Annotated in this window: 13 protein-coding genes; 12 read left to right on the forward strand and 1 reads right to left on the reverse strand. The window is 67.4% G+C overall.

The annotated features are described in order from the left end of the window. Window positions 1-2 precede the first annotated feature (2 nt). From C7416_RS24680 to C7416_RS24720, 9 genes are all read left to right on the forward strand, one after another. The gene (locus C7416_RS24680; RefSeq protein WP_111521329.1) at window positions 3-674 is read left to right on the forward strand and encodes a type IV pilus inner membrane component PilO; all 672 of its coding nucleotides are present in this window, start codon (window positions 3-5) and stop codon (window positions 672-674) included. Continuing rightward, a complete protein-coding gene (locus C7416_RS24685) occupies window positions 671-1219 on the forward strand; it encodes a pilus assembly protein PilP (protein WP_111521330.1) in 549 nt (182 codons plus the stop codon). Before C7416_RS24680 ends, C7416_RS24685 begins: the two co-directional genes overlap by 4 nt. Then, on the forward strand, window positions 1216-3351 hold the full coding sequence (locus C7416_RS24690; RefSeq protein ID WP_111521331.1) for a type IV pilus secretin PilQ: 2136 nt from the start codon (window positions 1216-1218) through the stop codon (window positions 3349-3351). Before C7416_RS24685 ends, C7416_RS24690 begins: the two co-directional genes overlap by 4 nt. Before the next feature lie 223 nt (window positions 3352-3574). After that, a complete protein-coding gene (locus tag C7416_RS24695; RefSeq protein WP_373424989.1) occupies window positions 3575-4255 on the forward strand; it encodes a shikimate kinase in 681 nt (226 codons plus the stop codon). Beyond that, on the forward strand, window positions 4252-5358 hold the full coding sequence (aroB, locus tag C7416_RS24700) for a 3-dehydroquinate synthase (RefSeq protein WP_111521333.1): 1107 nt from the start codon (window positions 4252-4254) through the stop codon (window positions 5356-5358). Before C7416_RS24695 ends, aroB begins: the two co-directional genes overlap by 4 nt. 48 nt (window positions 5359-5406) lie before the next feature. Then, entirely contained in the window at window positions 5407-6549 is a 1143-nt protein-coding gene (locus C7416_RS24705) for a deoxyguanosinetriphosphate triphosphohydrolase (RefSeq protein ID WP_018004915.1), read from the forward strand. 55 nt (window positions 6550-6604) lie between these two features. After that, a complete protein-coding gene (locus tag C7416_RS24710) occupies window positions 6605-7324 on the forward strand; it encodes a transposase (protein ID WP_111521334.1) in 720 nt (239 codons plus the stop codon). 387 nt (window positions 7325-7711) lie between these two features. After that, window positions 7712-12421 (forward strand): glutamate synthase-related protein, encoded by a 4710-nt coding sequence (locus C7416_RS24715; RefSeq protein ID WP_111521370.1) that lies wholly within the window; start codon window positions 7712-7714, stop codon window positions 12419-12421. 128 nt (window positions 12422-12549) lie between these two features. After that, complete coding sequence (locus tag C7416_RS24720; RefSeq protein WP_111521335.1) at window positions 12550-14013, forward strand: glutamate synthase subunit beta; 1464 nt, start codon at window positions 12550-12552, stop codon at window positions 14011-14013. 77 nt (window positions 14014-14090) lie between these two features. Here the strand turns inward: C7416_RS24720 and C7416_RS24725 are convergent, their stop codons facing one another. Then, the gene (locus C7416_RS24725; RefSeq protein WP_111521336.1) at window positions 14091-14642 is read right to left on the reverse strand and encodes a GNAT family N-acetyltransferase; all 552 of its coding nucleotides are present in this window, start codon (window positions 14640-14642) and stop codon (window positions 14091-14093) included. Between the two features lie 221 nt (window positions 14643-14863). Between C7416_RS24725 and C7416_RS24730 the strand changes: the two genes are divergently transcribed. The 3 genes from C7416_RS24730 (at window position 14864) to mlaE (ending at window position 17737) form a co-directional block, all read left to right on the forward strand. Continuing rightward, window positions 14864-15952, forward strand: a complete 1089-nt coding sequence (locus C7416_RS24730; protein WP_111521337.1) for a tripartite tricarboxylate transporter substrate binding protein — start codon at window positions 14864-14866, stop codon at window positions 15950-15952. 178 nt (window positions 15953-16130) lie between these two features. Next, window positions 16131-16949 carry an ABC transporter ATP-binding protein gene (locus C7416_RS24735; protein ID WP_111521338.1) on the forward strand — a complete coding sequence of 273 codons (819 nt, stop codon included), beginning with the start codon at window positions 16131-16133 and terminating at the stop codon, window positions 16947-16949. Between the two features lie 8 nt (window positions 16950-16957). Continuing rightward, the gene (mlaE, locus tag C7416_RS24740; RefSeq protein WP_111521371.1) at window positions 16958-17737 is read left to right on the forward strand and encodes a lipid asymmetry maintenance ABC transporter permease subunit MlaE; all 780 of its coding nucleotides are present in this window, start codon (window positions 16958-16960) and stop codon (window positions 17735-17737) included. Window position 17738 lies beyond the last annotated feature (1 nt).

Raw genomic sequence — 17738 nt, forward strand, 5'->3', positions numbered from 1 at the left:
CCATGGCGCTCAATACCGAAATCAACCTGGCTGACCTGACCAGCCAGTTCCGCGGGCTCAACCTGAACGAGCCGGAGACCTGGCCGGCCGCGCCGCGCGTGCTGTTCGCGGTGCTGGCCGCGGCGGTGGTGCTGCTGCTGGGCTGGCAGTTCTACTGGAGCGCAAAGTTCGACGAACTCGAGCGCCAGCGCCAGGAGCAGGAAAGCCTGAAGCAGGCGTACCAGTCCAAGGTGGCGCAGGTGGCCAACCTCGAGGCACTGCGCGAGCAGAAGAAGCATGTCGAACAGCGCGTGGCGCTGCTGGAGCGACAGCTGCCCAACAAGACGGAAATGGACGCGCTGCTGGCCGACGTCAACCATGCCGGCGTCGCGCGCGGGCTGCAGTTCGAGCTGTTCAAGCCGCAGGCGGCGGTGATCAAGCCCTACTTTGCCGAGATCCCGGTGAACCTGCGCGTGACCGGGCGTTATCACGAGGTGGCGCAGTTCAACGCCGACGTCGCGGCGCTGTCGCGGATCGTGTCGATGCAGAACCTGCAGCTGGCCAACACCAAGGAGGGCGGGCTGTCGATGGAGGCGGTGGCGATGGCCTACCGCGCGCTCGACGCCGAGGAACAGGCGGCGCAACGCAAGGCCGCCGCGGCCGCCGCCGCCGCCAAGGCAGGAGGCGCGAAATGAGCCGCACCGTTCGAACCCGTGCCCTGGCCCGGAGCGCGTCGCGGCGCACGCTGGCGGCGGCGCTGGCGCTCGGCCTGCTGGGCGCCTGCGGCGCCAGCGACGAGGACGCGCTGCGCCAGTGGATGGATGCCACCCGCAGCGCGCGTGCCAAGCCGCCCGAGCCCGTGCCCGACGCCCGCCCCTACGTGCCGCGCGAATACGCGGCGGCGAGTGCGCCCGAGCCGTTCGCGCAGGCCAAGATCGGCGAACTGAACAAGACCCTGGCCGATTCGCCCGAAGCCGGCCGACGCCGCGAGCCGCTGGAAGACTATCCGCTCGAAAACTTCAAGATGCTCGGGATGATGAAGAAGCAGGGGGAAACCTTCGGCATCGTCCGTGTTGATAACAAGATCCACCATGTGAAGGTGGGTCAGTATCTCGGCCAGAGCTATGGCCGGGTGGTCCGCATCACCGATCAGGAGATCGTGCTGCGCGAATTGGTCCGGGAGGGGGTATCCGAGTGGAAAGAGAAAATGACCAGCCTGAAGCTGGACGCGGCGGCATGACCCCCGCGCGCTGGTATCGTGCGCGCGCGGGCGCCGTGATCAGGACCATGGCCACCGCGCTGGCGCTGTGGCTTGCGCTTGGCGCGCCGGAGGCGCTGGCACAGGGCAACCGGATCAAGTCGGTCGACGTCAGTACGACCGGGGAGCAGACCGTGCTGGTGGTCGAGCTGGAACGGCCGCTGGCGCAGAAGCCGGCGGACTTCACCACGCAGAACCCGGCACGGCTGGCGATCGATTTCTTCGATACCGGCTTTGCCGAGCGGCGCGCGCAATATGAATACGGCGGCAAGCTGGTCAAGGCCGCCAATGTGATGCAGATCGGCGACCGCACGCGCGTGATCCTCGACCTGACGCGCAATGCCACCTATCGCACCGACCAGCGCGGCAATGTCTTCGTGGTGTCGCTCGATAACGTGGCGCCGGCGGCCAAGAGCGCCGCGCCGACCTTCGCGCCGGCCGCGACGGCGCCTGGCGCCGCGGCGGGACGCCCGTTCGTGCGCGGTATCGACTTCCGGCGGGGCGCCGACGGCGCCGGACGCGTGGTGGTCGACCTGTCCTCGCGCGAGTCGGGCATCAATATCGCGCAACAGGGCAAGAACGTGGTGGTCGATTTCCTCGGCACCACGCTGCCGGAGAACCTGCGGCGGCACTTCGACGTCAGCGACTATGGCTCACCGGTGCAGGGCATGCGCGCCTCCGATGCCAACGGCAACGCGCGCCTGACCATCGAACCGCGCGGCAACTGGGAATACAGCTCGTACCAGACCGACACCCAGTTCGTGGTCGAGGTCCGGCCGGTCAAGGAAGACCCGACCAAGCTGATCAGCGGGCCGGGCTACCGCGGCGAGCGCCTGTCGCTGAACTTCCAGAACATCGACATCCGCTCGCTGCTGCAGGTGTTTGCCGACTTCACCAACCTGAATATCATCACCAGCGAAAGCGTGCAGGGCAACATCACGCTGCGGCTCAAGGACGTGCCGTGGGATCAGGCGCTGCAGATCGTGATGGATGCGAAGGGCCTGGCCTCGCGCCGCAACGGCAATGTGCTGTGGGTGGCGCCCAAGGCCGAGCTGCAGACCAAGGAAAAGCTTGAGCTCGAGTCGCAGCAGCAGATCAACGACCTCGAGCCGATCCGCAGCCAGGTGTTCCAGCTCAATTACCAGCGCGCCGAGGACGTGCGCAGGATGCTGCTGGGCATGGGCGCCGGCGGCGGCGCGGCCGCGCCCATCGGGGCCGCCGGGGCGGCGGGTGCCAGCACGCGCATGCTGTCCAAGCGCGGTTCGCTGACGGCCGATGCGCGCACCAACCAGCTCTTTGTGTCGGATATCGCTTCCAAGCTGGAAGAGGTGCAGAGCTTTATCGGCAAGATCGACATCCCGGTGCGCCAGGTCATCATCGAGGCCCGCATCGTCGAGGCCACCGATACCTTCAGCCGCAACCTGGGCGTCAAGCTCGGGTTTGCCGGGCAGTACAACAATGCCCGCGTCGGCAACACCTACAACAACGTGCTGCCGGGCTCGACCTCCGACAACGGCCCGTTCCTGAGCCTGCCGGCCGGATCCATCAACGGCACCAACCCGGCCAATATCGCGGTGAGCCTGTTCAACAGCGCCGCCACGCGCTTTCTGGCGCTGGAGCTGTCGGCGCTGGAGGCGGACGGCAAGGGCAAGATCATCTCCAGCCCGCGCGTGGTCACGGCCAACAACATCAAGGCGCTGATCGAGCAGGGCACCGAACTGCCTTACCAGGCGGCAACGTCCAGCGGTGCCACCTCGGTGCAGTTCCGCAAGGCCAACCTGAAGCTCGAGGTGACGCCGCAGATCACGCCCGAAGGCAACGTGCTGCTCGACGTCGACGTGAACAAGGACAGCGTGGGCATCCAGACCACCTCGGGTTTTGCCATCGACACCAAGCACGTGCAGACCCAGGTGCTGGTCGAGAACGGCGGCACCGTGGTGATCGGCGGCATCTACACCCAGACCGAGTCCACCGATGTCGACAAGGTGCCGCTGCTGGGTGATATTCCGGTGCTCGGCTACCTGTTCAAGAACAACGCCAAGGTCCGCAACCGGACCGAGCTGCTGGTGTTCCTGACCCCGCGCATCCTGAACGAAAGCGTATCGCTCAGGTAGGGCCGGGGCGCCGGATACAGTAGACTGGCAGGCCGCATCGACCGATGCGGCCTTTTTTTGCGCCGCGCGCCGCGAACCGCCGGGCCACGAATGCCGGCGCGACGGCAAGAAATGCGGCCTATGCCGCATTCGGCACTTGCCGGCCGCGCCACAACATAAGAAGATGATGCAGTTCCCAACCGGGGAGGACGGCCCGCATGCCGCGCTCCCGAACCACAGTCCCGTGACAGCCTCAGCGACAGGGCCGGCGGCGCAGCGCCAGGCGCCGGATCGGCGCGAAGCCGAACGATCCGGTGCCGAGCGCCCCGAATCCGATCGACCCAACCTCTTTTTCGTCGGCCTGATGGGCGCCGGCAAGACCACCGTGGGCCGCACGGTGGCGCGGCGCCTGCACTATCCGTTTTTCGATTCCGACCACGAGCTGGAGGCGCACTGCGGCGTGCGCATCCCGGTGATCTTCGAACTTGAGGGCGAGGCCGGCTTCCGCGACCGCGAGGCCGCGATGATCCGCGAACTGGCGCAGCGCCAGGGCATTGTGCTGGCCACCGGAGGCGGTGCAGTGCTGCGCGCCGAGAACCGCGAGGTGCTGAAGGCCCGCGGCACGGTCGTGTACCTGCGCGCCAGCCCGCACGACCTGTGGCTGCGCACCCGGCACGACCGCAACCGGCCGCTGCTGCAGACCGAAGACCCCAAGGGCAAGCTCGAGGCGCTGTACGCCGAGCGCGATCCGCTGTACCGCGAAGTCGCCGACTTCATCATCGAAACCGGCAAGCCCTCGGTGGCGCAGCTTGCTAATATGGTGTTGATGCAACTTGAAATGGCCGGTTTCCGGATCGATCCCCCGCAGCCGGCGTCCCCGCCCGCGGGCGATGCCGGGCCGCCGGCGCAGGACCCCACTCCATGATTACCCTTGAAGTCGACCTGGGCGAGCGCAGCTACCCCATCCATATCGGCACCGGGCTGCTCGACAACGCCGAGATGCTGCGCCCGCATGTGCGCGGCCAGCACGCCGTCATCGTCACCAACGAAACCGTCGGGCCGCTCTATGCGGCGCGCGTCGAGGCCGCGCTGGCGGCGCTGGGCAAGACCGTGCGCACTGTCACGCTGCCCGACGGCGAGGCCTTCAAGCACTGGGAAACGCTGAACCGCATCTTCGACGCGCTGCTGCAGGCCGGCGCCGACCGCAAGACCACGCTGGTGGCGCTGGGCGGCGGCGTGGTCGGCGACATGACCGGGTTTGCCGCCGCCTGCTACATGCGCGGCGTGCCCTTCGTCCAGATGCCGACCACGCTGCTGGCGCAGGTCGATTCGTCGGTGGGCGGCAAGACCGGCATCAACCACCCGCTCGGCAAGAACATGATCGGCGCGTTCCACCAGCCCAACGCGGTGATCGCCGACATCGACACGCTGCGCACGCTGCCGCCGCGCGAACTGGCCGCCGGCATGGCCGAGGTGATCAAGCACGGCGCCATTGCCGACGCCGATTACTTCGCCTGGATCGAGCGCAACATCCAGGCGCTGAACGCCTGCGACCCGGAGCTGATGGCAGTTGCCGTGCAGCGCTCGTGCGAGATCAAGGCGGGCGTGGTGGCGCAGGACGAGCGCGAGGGCGGGCTGCGTGCCATCCTCAATTTCGGCCATACCTTCGGCCACGCGATCGAGGCCGGCATGGGCTACGGCGCCTGGCTGCACGGCGAAGCGGTGGGCTGCGGCATGGTGATGGCCGCGGACCTGTCGCACCGGCTCGGCTTTATCGATATCGAGACGCTGGCGCGCGTGCGCACGCTGACGCAGGCGGCGATGCTGCCGGTGGTGGCGCCGGAACTGGGCGCCGACCGCTATATCGAACTGATGAAGGTCGACAAGAAGGCCGAGGCCGGAAGCATCAAGTTCATCCTGCTGAAGAAGCTCGGCGAGGCGTTCATTACCAGCGTGCCGGACGCGGATTTGCGCGCGACGCTGGCCCACGCCGTCCTGAAACCTCCCACCGAGGCGCCGGTCGCCTGACCGATCGGTTATGCCTCGCCACCCCGACCCAGCCACCGGACGCGCTGCATGACCGACTTTGAAAGCCACCTCGCCCCGTACGCCGCCCGCTCCGCGCAGACGCGCGGGCGCGTGCACGCCGAACCCGCGTCGCTGTCGCGCAGCGAATTCCAGCGCGACCGCGACCGCGTGATCCATAGCACGGCGTTCCGGCGGCTCGAGTACAAGACCCAGGTCTTCGTCAACCACGAGGGCGACCTGTTCCGCACGCGGCTGACGCACAGCCTGGAGGTGGCGCAGATCGCCCGCTCGATCGCGCGCAACCTGCGCCTGAACGAGGACCTGGTCGAGGCGATCTCGCTGGCGCACGACCTGGGCCACACGCCCTTCGGCCACGCCGGCCAGGACGCGCTGAACCAGTGCATGAAGAACCATGGCGGCTTCGAGCACAACCTGCAGAGCCTGCTGGTGGTGGACGAGCTGGAAGAGCGCTACGGCGGCTTCAACGGCCTGAACCTGACCTTCGAGACGCGCGAGGGCATCCTCAAGCATTGCTCGCGCGTCAATGCGTCGGCGCTGGGCGAGCTGGGCCGGCGCTTCCTCGAAGGCACGCAACCGTCGCTGGAGGCCCAGCTGGCCAACCTGGCCGACGAGATCGCCTACAACAACCACGATATCGACGACGGCCTGCGCTCCGGGCTGCTGACGCTGGAGCAGCTCGACGAAGTGCCGATGTGGGGCCGCCACCGCGCCGAGGTGGCCGAGGCCTTCCCCGGCATCAATGGCCGGCGCGCCATCAACGAGACGGTCCGGCGCATGATCAACACGCTGATCGTCGACCTGATCGAAACCACCAGCCGCAATATCGCCGACGCCAACCCGCGCAATATCGACGCGGTGCGTGCCGCCGGCCCGCTGGTCGGCTTCAGTGCGCAGATCCACGAGGAAGCCGCGGCGCTCAAGCGCTTCCTGTTCCGGCACCTGTACCGGCACTACCTGGTGATGCGGATGTCGGCCAAGGCCCAGCGCATCGTCGGCGACCTGTTCCAGGCCTTCATGTCCGACCCGCGCCTGCTGCCGCCCCAGTACCAGGCCAGCCATGGCGGCGACCAGTCGCGGCTGATCGCCCACTACATTGCCGGCATGACCGACCGCTACGCCATCCGCGAGCATCGCCGCATCTTCGCGGTCAGTGAGGGCACCGCCCCCTGAAAATTAGGGACGGATCAGGCTATGATGCGGGCATCGCAGCCCGCACGACCCTGTCATGGCCCGCCTTCCCCGTTTTTCCCCCACCGGACTGCCCGCGCTGGTGTTGCAGCGCGGCAACAACCGCCAGCCGGTCTTCCTCGGCCCCGACGACTACCTGCACTACCTCGACAGCCTGCGCATGGCAGCGCGCGAGCATGACCTCGCCATCCACGCCTATGCGCTGCGGCCCAATCACGTACACCTGGTGGCAACGCCAAAAAGTGAGGACGCGCTTAGCCTGACCATGCAGGCGGTCGGGCGCCGCTACGCGCGCTACTTCAATCGGGTCGCGGGCCGGACCGGCACCTTGTGGGAGGGGCGCTTCCGCTCCGCCGTGTTCGATCCGGCCCAGTGGCTGCTGCCGGCCATGCTCTACGTCGAGGGCAACGCGGTGCGCGCCGGCGAGGTCAACACTCCCGAGGCCGACCGCTGGAGCAGTTACCGCCACCACGCCGGCATCGAGGCCAGTCCCTTTGTCAGCGACCACGCGGCCTACTGGGAACTGGGCAATACCCCGTTCGAACGGCAGTCGAACTACCGCATGCTCAGCGCCGAGGGCCTGTCCGGCAAGACGCTCGAGACGTTGCGTGCCCACGCGCATAGCGGCTGGCCGCTCGGAGGCGACGCGTTCCTGGCGCAGTTGGAGAGACATGGTTCACGACGTGTCCAGCCCTTGCCGAAAGGTCGCCCCAAAAAGGTGCAAACTCCATCAGGGAATGCGGCAAAAGCGTCATAAATTTAATGTGTCCCCATTTAATTGATTCACCGAAACGGTGCGTTATTTAACGTGATCCGACCCCATTTAATTTTTTTGCGAGCCGCAGGCGATTCCCATATAGTTGCTCCACCCACAGTCATTGTGCGGCGCGTCACGCTCGTGTACGCCGCTGCGGCCCGCTGACAGCTTCGTCCCCATTTCCCTTCCCGCCGGTCCACCGGTCCGGGTGGATTTCAGAAAGCGCGCGGTCCCCGTTCCGGTAGTCCAGCAGTTCGCGCAGCCTTCACCGGAATTCAGCCCGTGGACCAAATGAAGAACCTTTCGGCCCAAGCGCAGACCAGCGAGCAAATCAGCGAGTCTTCCCCCGCCCCAGACCTGCACGCCCTGCGTCCGCAGGCGCAAGGCATGTACGACCCGAGCAACGAGCATGACGCTTGCGGCGTCGGCATGGTCGCCCATATCAAGGGCAAGAAGTCGCACGAGATCATTTCCCAGGGCCTGAAGATCCTGGAGAACCTGGACCACCGCGGCGCCGTCGGCGCCGACCCGCTGATGGGCGACGGTGCCGGCATCCTGATCCAGATCCCCGACCAGTTCTACCGCGAGGAAATGGCCGCGCAGGGCGTGAGCCTGCCGCCCGCCGGCGAGTACGGCGTGGGCATGATCTTCCTGCCGAAGGAACACGCCTCGCGCCTGGCCTGCGAGCAGGAGCTGGAGCGCACGGTCCGCCTGGAAGGCCAGGTCGTGCTGGGCTGGCGCGACGTGCCGGTCGACGCCGCCATGCCGATGTCCCCGACGGTGCGCAAGACCGAGCCGGTGATCCGCCAGATCTTCATCGGTCGCGGCCGCGACATCATGACCACGGACGCGCTGGAACGTAAGCTCTACGTCATCCGCAAGACCGCCAGCCACGCCATCCAGGCGCTCAAGCTCAAGCACGGCAAGGAATACTTCGTGCCGTCGATGTCGGCCCGTACTGTGGTGTACAAGGGCCTGCTGCTGGCCAACCAGGTCGGCGAGTACTACCTGGACCTGCAGGACCAGCGCGCCGTGTCGGCCCTGGCCCTGGTGCACCAGCGCTTCTCGACCAACACCTTCCCGGCGTGGGAATTGGCCCACCCGTACCGCATGGTCGCCCACAACGGCGAAATCAACACGGTCAAGGGCAATGTGAACTGGATCAACGCGCGTACCGGCGCGATCTCGTCGCCGGTGCTGGGCGACGACCTGCCCAAGCTGTGGCCGCTGATCTACCCGGGCCAGTCCGATACGGCATCGTTCGACAACTGCCTCGAACTGCTGACGATGGCCGGCTATCCGCTGGTCCACGCGATGATGATGATGATCCCGGAAGCGTGGGAACAGCACACGCTGATGGACGACAACCGTCGCGCCTTCTACGAATACCACGCCGCCATGATGGAGCCGTGGGACGGCCCGGCCGCGATCTGCTTCACCGATGGCCGCCAGATCGGCGCCACGCTGGACCGCAACGGCCTGCGCCCGGCACGTTTCTACGTGACCGAGGACGACGTCGTGGTGCTGGCCTCGGAAGCCGGCGTGCTGCCGTTCCCCGAGTCGCGCATCGTGCAGAAATGGCGCCTGCAGCCGGGCAAGATGTTCCTGATCGACATGGAGCAGGGCCGCATCATCGACGACAAGGAGCTCAAGGACAACCTGGCCAACGCCAAGCCGTACAAGAGCTGGATCGACGCCGTGCGCATCAAGCTGGACGAGATCGACGCCAAGCCGGAAGATGTCGCCGCCGAGAAGAAGCCCGTGGCCAAGCTGCTGGACCGCCAGCAGGCGTTCGGCTACACCCAGGAAGACGTCAAGTTCCTGATGGCGCCGATGGCGCTGGCCGGCGAGGAAGCCACCGGCTCGATGGGCAACGACTCGCCGCTGGCGATCCTGTCGTCGAAGAACAAGACGCTGTACCACTACTTCAAGCAGCTGTTCGCCCAGGTCACCAACCCGCCGATCGACCCGATCCGCGAGAACATGGTGATGTCGCTGGTGTCGTTCATCGGCCCGAAGCCGAACCTGCTCGAGCTGAACAACATCAACCCGCCGATGCGCCTCGAAGTGTCCCAGCCGGTGCTGGACTTCAAGGACATCGCCAAGATCCGCAACATCGAGCACTACACCGGCGGCAAGTTCCGTTCCTACGAACTGAACATCTGCTACCCGACCGCGTGGGGCAAGGAAGGCATCGAAGCGCGCCTGGCCTCGCTGTGCGCCGAAGCCGTGGATGCGGTGCGTTCGGGCTACAACATCCTGATCGTGACCGACCGCCCGGTCGATGCCGACCATGTCGCCATCCCGGCGCTGCTGGCCACCTCCGCGATCCACCACCACCTGGTGGAGAAGGGCCTGCGCACTTCGACCGGTCTGGTGGTCGAGACCGGCACCGCGCGTGAAGTCCACCACTTCGCGCTGCTGGCCGGCTACGGCGCCGAAGCCGTGCACCCGTACCTGGCGATGGAAACCCTGGCCGACATGGCCAGCGGCCTGTCGGGCGACCTGTCGCCGGAAAAGGCGGTCAAGAACTTCGTCAAGGCGATCGGCAAGGGCCTGTTCAAGGTGATGTCCAAGATGGGCATCTCGACCTACATGTCGTACACCGGCGCACAGATCTTCGAGGCCATCGGCCTGTCGCGCGAGCTGGTGCAGAAGTACTTCCACGGCACGCCGTCGAACGTCGAGGGCATCGGCATCTTCGAGGTCGCCGAGGAAGCGCTGCGCCTGCACAAGGACGCCTTCGGCAACAGCCCGGTGCTGGAAAACATGCTCGACGCCGGCGGCGAGTACGCCTTCCGCATCCGCGGCGAAGAGCACATGTGGACCCCGGACTCGATCGCCAAGCTGCAGCACTCGGTGCGCGCCGACGACGGCAAGGGCGCCTACCAGACGTACAAGGAATACGCCAACATCATCAACGACCAGAGCAAGCGCCACATGACGCTGCGCGGCCTGTTCGAGTTCAAGGTCGATCCGGCCAAGGCGATTCCGCTGGAAGAAGTCGAGCCCGCCAAGGAGATCGTCAAGCGCTTCGCCACCGGCGCGATGTCGCTCGGCTCGATCTCGACCGAGGCCCACACCACGCTGGCGCTGGCGATGAACCGCATCGGCGGCAAGTCCAACACCGGCGAAGGCGGCGAGGACGAGAAGCGCTACCGCAACGAACTGCGCGGCATCCCCATCAAGCAGGGCGACACGCTCAAGGGCGTGCTCGGCGACGGCGTGATCGAGAAGGACCTGGAACTGCAGGCCGGCGACTCGCTGCGCTCGAAGATCAAGCAGGTGGCGTCGGGCCGTTTCGGCGTGACCGCCGAATACCTGGCCTCGGCCGACCAGATCCAGATCAAGATGGCGCAGGGCGCCAAGCCGGGCGAAGGCGGCCAGCTGCCGGGCCACAAGGTTTCGGACTACATCGGCAAGCTGCGTTACTCGGTGCCGGGTGTGGGCCTGATCTCGCCGCCCCCGCACCACGACATCTACTCGATCGAGGATCTGGCGCAGCTGATCCACGACCTGAAGAACGTCAACCCGTCGTCGGATATCTCGGTCAAGCTGGTGTCCGAAGTGGGCGTCGGCACGGTCGCCGCGGGCGTGTCCAAGGCCAAGGCCGACCACGTCGTGATCGCCGGCCATGACGGCGGCACCGGCGCCTCGCCGTGGTCGTCGATCAAGCACGCCGGCACGCCGTGGGAACTGGGCCTGGCCGAGACCCAGCAGACGCTGCTGCTCAACGGCCTGCGCAACCGCATCCGCGTGCAGGCCGACGGCCAGATGAAGACCGGCCGCGACGTCGTCATCGGCGCGCTGCTGGGCGCCGACGAGTTCGGCTTCGCCACGGCGCCGCTGGTTGCCGAGGGCTGCATCATGATGCGCAAGTGCCACCTGAACACCTGCCCGGTGGGCGTGGCCACGCAGGATCCGCAGCTGCGCAAGAAGTTCCAGGGCAAGCCCGAGCACGTGGTCAACTTCTTCTTCTTCGTCGCCGAAGAAGCGCGCGAGATCATGGCCCAGCTGGGTATCCGTACCTTCGACGAGCTGATCGGCCGCGCCGACCTGCTCGACACCAAGGCGGGCATCGAGCACTGGAAGGCGCGCGGCCTGGACTTCAGCCGCATCTTCCACCAGGTCTCGCTGGGCGCGGACGTGCCGCTGTACCACACCGACGTGCAGGACCACGGCCTGTCGGCCGAGGCCGGCAAGGCGCTCGACCACGTGCTGATCGCCAAGGCTCGTCCGGCGATCGAGAAGGGCGAGCGCGTCTCGTTCATCCAGCCGGTCAAGAACGTCAACCGTACCGTCGGCGCGATGCTGTCGGGCGTGGTCGCCAAGCAGTACGGCCATGAAGGCCTGCCCGACGACACCATCCACATCCAGCTGCAGGGCACCGCCGGCCAGTCGTTCGGCGCGTTCCTGGCGCACGGCATCACGCTGGACCTGGTGGGAGACGGCAACGACTACGTCGGCAAGGGCCTGTCGGGCGGTCGCGTGATCGTGCGCGCCCCGCACGAGTTCCGCGGCGATCCGACCCGCAACATCATCGTCGGCAACACCGTGCTGTACGGTGCCATCGCCGGCGAGGCGTTCTTCAACGGCGTTGCCGGCGAGCGCTTCGCGGTGCGCAACTCGGGCGCCGTGGCAGTGGTGGAAGGCACTGGCGACCACGGTTGCGAGTACATGACCGGCGGCACGGTGGTGGTGCTGGGCGGCACCGGGCGCAACTTCGCGGCCGGCATGTCGGGCGGCGTGGCCTACGTCTACGACGAAGACGGCCTGTTCGACAAGCGCTGCAACACTTCGATGGTGGCGCTGGAAGCGGTGCTGGCCTCGGCCGACCAGGAGAAGGGCCAGCCCCAGGCCTCGTGGCACAAGGTCGACGGCAAGCGCGTGCTGGATGAAACCATCCTGCGCAGCCTGATCGAGCAGCACTTCCGCTACACCGGTTCCGAGCGCGCCAAGGCGCTGCTGGCCGACTGGACCACGGCACGCCGCAAGTTCGTCAAGGTCTTCCCGACCGAGTACAAGCGCGCGCTGGGCGAGATGTACGCCAAGGAACAGGCCGCCCGCGACAGCGACCGCGAAGCCATCGCGGCCTGAGCCAGACGAGCGCAGCAAACCAACGTAGCGAAGGGCCGCGGCAAGCCGCCGCGGCCCCGACAAGATACTGACCCCACCGCAGGGCCGGCGACGCCGCCGGTCCCGCGCAGCATGACCAAGGACGCAACATGGGTAAGGCGACTGGCTTTCTCGAATTTCCGCGCCAGAATGAGGGCTACGAACCGGTAGTCAAGCGCGTGAAGCACTACAAGGAATTCGTGTTCGCGCTGTCCGACAGCGAAGCGAAGCTCCAGGGTGCGCGCTGCATGGACTGCGGCATCCCGTTCTGCAACAACGGCTGCCCGGTCAACAACATCATCCCCGACTTCAACGACCTGGTGTACCGCCAGGACTGGAAGTCGGCGATCGAGGTGCTGCACCAGACCAACAACTTCCCCGAGTTCACCGGCCGCATCTGCCCGGCACCGTGCGAGGCCGCCTGCACGCTGGGCATCAACGAGCTGCCGGTCGGCATCAAGTCGCTCGAGCACGCCATCATCGACAAGGCCTGGGAAGAAGGCTGGGTCAGGCCGCAGCTGCCGCGCCACAAGACCGGAAAGACCGTCGCCGTGGTCGGCTCCGGCCCCGCCGGCATGGCCGCCGCGCAGCAGCTGGCACGCGCCGGCCATGACGTGACCGTGTTCGAGAAGAACGACCGCATCGGCGGCCTGCTGCGCTACGGCATCCCCGACTTCAAGATGGAGAAGTCGCTGATCGACCGCCGCATGGAACAGATGCAGGCCGAAGGCGTGACCTTCCGCCCCGGCGTGATGGTGACCGACGGCGAACTGCCGGCCGGCATCAAGAACTATGCGCGCGAAACCATCTCGGCCCAGGCCCTGATGGAACAGTTCGACGCCGTGGTGCTGGCGGGCGGCTCGGAAGTGCCGCGCGACCTGCCGGTGCCGGGCCGCGACCTGGCCGGCATCCACTTCGCGCTGGAATTCCTGATCCCGCAGAACAAGGAAGTGGCCGGCGACGGCGCCAACGAGATCCGCGCCGAGGGCAAGAACGTGATCGTGATCGGCGGCGGCGATACCGGCTCCGACTGCGTCGGCACGTCCAACCGCCACGGCGCCACCTCGGTGACCCAGTTCGAGCTGCTGCCGCAGCCGCCGGAAGAAGAGAACAAGCCGCTGGTGTGGCCGTACTGGCCGATCAAGCTGCGCACCTCGTCGTCGCACGACGAAGGCTGCGAGCGCGACTGGTCGGTCGCCACCAAGGAATTCATCGGCGAGAACGGCAAGGTCACCGCGCTCAAGGCGTGCCGCGTCGAATGGAAGGACGGCCGCATGCAGGAAGTGGAAGGCAGCGAGTTCATCCTGCCGGCCGACCTGGTGCTGCTGGCGATGGGCTTTACCAACCCGGTGGGTTCCATGCTGGAAGCCTTCGGCGTCGACACCGACGCGCGCAAGAACGCCAAGGCCTCGACCGAAGGCGAGCGCGCCTACCACACCAACGTGCCCAAGGTGTTCGCCGCCGGCGACGTGCGCCGCGGCCAGTCGCTGGTGGTGTGGGCGATCCGCGAAGGCCGCCAGGCCGCGCGCTCGGTCGATGCGTTCCTGATGGGGCATAGCGACCTGCCGCGCTGATTCGGCTTCGTCATCCCAACAAAAAGCCCGCCTGGCGCAAGCCGGCGGGCTTTTTGTTGTGTGCGCGATGGCAGCGTTCAGCCGGCCGGCGGTATCTCCAGCGTTCGCTCCATCAGCACCGCGCTGACGCCGTATGCGGCCAGCTTGCCGGCGTGCCGCGCCGCCGTCTGCGCCGGCACCGGGGCGTACCCGAGCCTGCGCCACCACGGCGCCGCGGACTGCACCGCGATCAGCCGCGAGCGCTGCAGCCCGGCGGCGTGCGCGGCCGCCTGCGCCGCCGCGTACAGGCGCGGCGCCAGCCCGGCACCGCGGCCGGCCGGGGCCACGGCCATGTCGTGCACGAACCAGGTCAGGGTGTCCGGGGCGGCATGCGGGCGCCAGCCATCGTCGAGCACGCCGTCCAGCGGCGGCAGGCTGTCTTCGGGCCAGGCGTGGGTGAACAGGTAGGCGGCGAGGGTGCCGCGCTGCGCGGGCTCGTGCGCGACCCAGCAGGTGGCCGGCGACAGCGCCAGCCGGCTGGCCAGCGCCGCCTCGCTTTCCAGCAGTACTTCGGTATAGCAGCTGGCCTGCACCGCCAGCACGGCCGGCAGGTCGGACAAGACCATGGGCCGCACGGTGAAATTCGTCATCGGCGGATTATAGCGGCGCGCTTTGCGTGGCCAGGCGCAAGGGCGCATTTGGCAAGGCGCAGCAAGGCCTTCAGGGTTCTCCCGGCTATGGTTTACGTGCCTGTGGCGGCCCCGACATTGTCCTTACAATTTTCAAAAACAAATAACGGAAACTGCCTCGCCAATCCTTTTTCCCCAGAACCAGTTTGCCGTCTCCTCAGGAGACGGGCCGGAGGAAAACGATGTCCGAAGTGCGCAATTTGTCGCGACTTTGGCGAGGTAAAGCGAAAATCGCGCCGCGCCTGCCCGCGGCCGCTGCCCGGCGCTGGCTCCCGCCCGTGCTGTGCCTGGTGGCCCTGGGATGCGCCACGCTGGCGTTCGCCGTGCCAGCCAGGCCAGCGCATGCCGGCACCCAGCCGCTTGCGCGCAGCATGTCGTTCCCGGATCGGCCGATGCGCCTGATCGTGCCGTTCCCGGCCGGCGGCGTCGCCGACGCCGTGGCGCGGATGCTGGCCGAGCGCCTGTCGGCCAGGCTCGGCGTGCCGGTCGAGGTCGACAACCGTCCCGGCAGCGCCGGCACCATTGCCGGCGATGTCGTCGCCAAGGCCAGCTCCGACGGCCACACGCTGCTGTTCCACCAGGCCAACATGCTGATCCAGCCGGGACTGGAGCCGGTGCCCTACGACGTCGTGCGCGATTTCACGCCGGTGGCGCGCGTCGCCACCACGCCGCTGTTCCTGGTGATCGACGCCCGCCTGCCGATGCGCACCCCGGAACAATGGGTGACCGCGGTGAAGTCGAGTCCCGGTTCCTACAGCTACGGCTACGGTCAGTCCGGCAGTCCTTCGCACCTGTACGCCGAGTACGCGGTGCGCGGCCTGCGCGGCGGCGTGCCGCTGGTCACGGCCAAGGGCGAGGCCGCGGTGGTGCAGGAGATGCTGGCCGGTCGCATCAGCGCCTGCTTCTGTTCGTTCGCGGCGGTCCAGAGCCAGGTCAAGAGCGGCGGGCTGCGGCTGGTCGGTGTGACCGGCGTGGCGCGTTCCCCGCTGGCGCCGCTGGTGCCGACGCTGCAGGAATCCGGGCAGGACGGCTACGCCGCGGCGGCCTGGTTTGGCGTGATGGCGCCGGCCAAGACGCCGCGCGCCATCGTGGCGCGGCTGGCCGGCGAGCTCGACGGCGTGATGGCCGAGCGCGAGGTGCGCTCGCGCCTGCAGGCCGCCGGCCTGACGCCGCTGCGCGACTCGCCGGAGGCGTTTGCCACCGCGATCCGCTCGGAATCGATCCAATGGCAGGTCATCCTGAAGGACGTGCCGATCGCGCAGGAGCCCTGAGCGGCACTGTGGCGCGGCGGGACACCGGCCGGTTTCCTGCGGAAACCGGCCGGATTGCCTGGCGGCCAGGAGAATTCTGAGGCACCACAGGCACGCTTCATGTGGCGCGAGACACACGGGTGCCAGCAGGGCTAGGTAGTACACCTTATAATGCGCCCCTGTCCCGACCGGTGCCAACGTGACCGATTCTGCTCAAAACCTTGTCGAACTGACTGCGGTGGATTTCGCCTACGCGGACCACGGCAAGCCGATCCTGTCCGGCCTGACCATGCAATTCCCGCGCGGCAAGGTGATCGCGGTGATGGGCGGATCGGGCTGCGGCAAGACCACGGTGCTGCGGCTGATCGGCGGCCAGGTGCGGCCGCAGGCGGGAGCGGTGCGCTTTGCCGGCACCGACATCCACCAGCTCGACACCGCCGGCCTGTACGCCGTGCGCCGCCAGATGGGGATGCTGTTCCAGTTCGGCGCGCTGTTTACCGACCTGTCGGTGTTCGACAACGTCGCGTTCCCGCTGCGCGAACACACCGACCTGCCCGAGTCGATGATCCGCGACCTGGTGCTGATGAAGCTCAACGCGGTCGGCCTGCGCGGCGCGCGCGACCTGATGCCGTCGCAGATCTCCGGCGGCATGGCGCGGCGCGTGGCGCTGGCGCGCGCAATCGCGCTGGATCCGGCGCTGCTGATGTATGACGAGCCCTTCGCCGGCCTGGACCCGATCTCTCTGGGGCTGACCGCGCGGCTTATCCGCAGCCTCAACGACGCGCTCGGCGCCACCACCATCATCGTCTCGCACGACGTGCACGAGACTTTCCAGATCGCCGACTACGTCTATTTCATTGCCGACGGCCGCATTGCCGCCGAAGGCACTCCCGAGGCCCTGCGCGCCTCCACCGATCCGTTCGTGCACCAGTTCGTCCACGCCGAGGCCGACGGCCCGGTGCCGTTCCACTACGCCGGACCGTCGCTGGCCGAGGATTTCGTCGGGGGCGCGCGATGACCGGTTTCCTGGTGGGCTTTTTCAGCGCCATTGGCGGCGCCGTGCGCCGCAGCATTGCCGGGCTCGGCCATGCCACGCGCATGTTCCTGACGGTGCTGGCGCTGTCGCCGGCGCTGCTGCGCCGCTTCCGGCTGGTGACCGACCAGGTGTTCTTTGTCGGCAACCTGTCGCTGGTGATCATCGCGGTGTCGGGCCTGTTCGTCGGCTTCGTGCTCGGGCTGCAGGGCTACTACACGCTCAACCGCTACGGCTCCGAGCAGGCGCTGGGGCTGCTGGTGGCGCTGTCGCTGGTGCGTGAACTGGGGCCGGTGGTGACCGCGCTGCTGTTCGCCGGCCGCGCCGGCACGTCGCTGACTGCCGAGATCGGGCTGATGAAGGCGGGCGAGCAGCTCACCGCGATGGAAATGATGGCGGTGAACCCGCTGCAGCGCGTGGTCGCGCCGCGCTTCTGGGCGGGCGTGATCGCCATGCCGGTGCTGGCCGCGATCTTCAGCGCGGTGGGCATCCTGGGCGGCTACGTGGTCGGGGTGCAGCTGATCGGCGTCGATGCCGGCGCCTTCTGGTCGCAGATGCAAGGCGGCGTCGATGTGCGCGCCGACGTGCTCAATGGCGTCATCAAGAGCTTTATCTTTGGCATTGCGGTGACGTTCATTGCGCTGTACCAGGGGTTCGAGGCCAAGCCCACGCCGGAAGGCGTCTCGCGCGCGACCACCCGCACCGTGGTGATCGCGTCGCTGGCGGTGCTGGGACTGGATTTCCTGCTGACGGCGCTGATGTTCAGCAATTGAG

The sequence above is a fragment of the Cupriavidus phytorum genome (genome assembly GCF_003254285.1).
Classification (GTDB): Bacteria; Pseudomonadota; Gammaproteobacteria; order Burkholderiales; family Burkholderiaceae; genus Cupriavidus; species Cupriavidus phytorum.

Bases quoted from the DNA above. Each gene is read 5' to 3' on its own strand.
- C7416_RS24710 (WP_111521334.1), top strand. From the start codon at position 6,605: ATGGCCCGCCTTCCCCGTTTTTCCCCCACCGGACTGCCCGCGCTGGTG.
- aroB (WP_111521333.1), top strand. From the start codon at position 4,252: ATGATTACCCTTGAAGTCGACCTGGGCGAGCGCAGCTACCCCATCCAT.
- C7416_RS24705 (WP_018004915.1), top strand. From the start codon at position 5,407: ATGACCGACTTTGAAAGCCACCTCGCCCCGTACGCCGCCCGCTCCGCG.
- C7416_RS24730 (WP_111521337.1), top strand. From the start codon at position 14,864: ATGTCCGAAGTGCGCAATTTGTCGCGACTTTGGCGAGGTAAAGCGAAA.
- C7416_RS24685 (WP_111521330.1), top strand. From the start codon at position 671: ATGAGCCGCACCGTTCGAACCCGTGCCCTGGCCCGGAGCGCGTCGCGG.
- C7416_RS24725 (WP_111521336.1), bottom strand. From the start codon at position 14,642: ATGACGAATTTCACCGTGCGGCCCATGGTCTTGTCCGACCTGCCGGCC.
- C7416_RS24690 (WP_111521331.1), top strand. From the start codon at position 1,216: ATGACCCCCGCGCGCTGGTATCGTGCGCGCGCGGGCGCCGTGATCAGG.
- C7416_RS24680 (WP_111521329.1), top strand. From the start codon at position 3: ATGGCGCTCAATACCGAAATCAACCTGGCTGACCTGACCAGCCAGTTC.
- C7416_RS24715 (WP_111521370.1), top strand. From the start codon at position 7,712: ATGTACGACCCGAGCAACGAGCATGACGCTTGCGGCGTCGGCATGGTC.
- C7416_RS24720 (WP_111521335.1), top strand. From the start codon at position 12,550: ATGGGTAAGGCGACTGGCTTTCTCGAATTTCCGCGCCAGAATGAGGGC.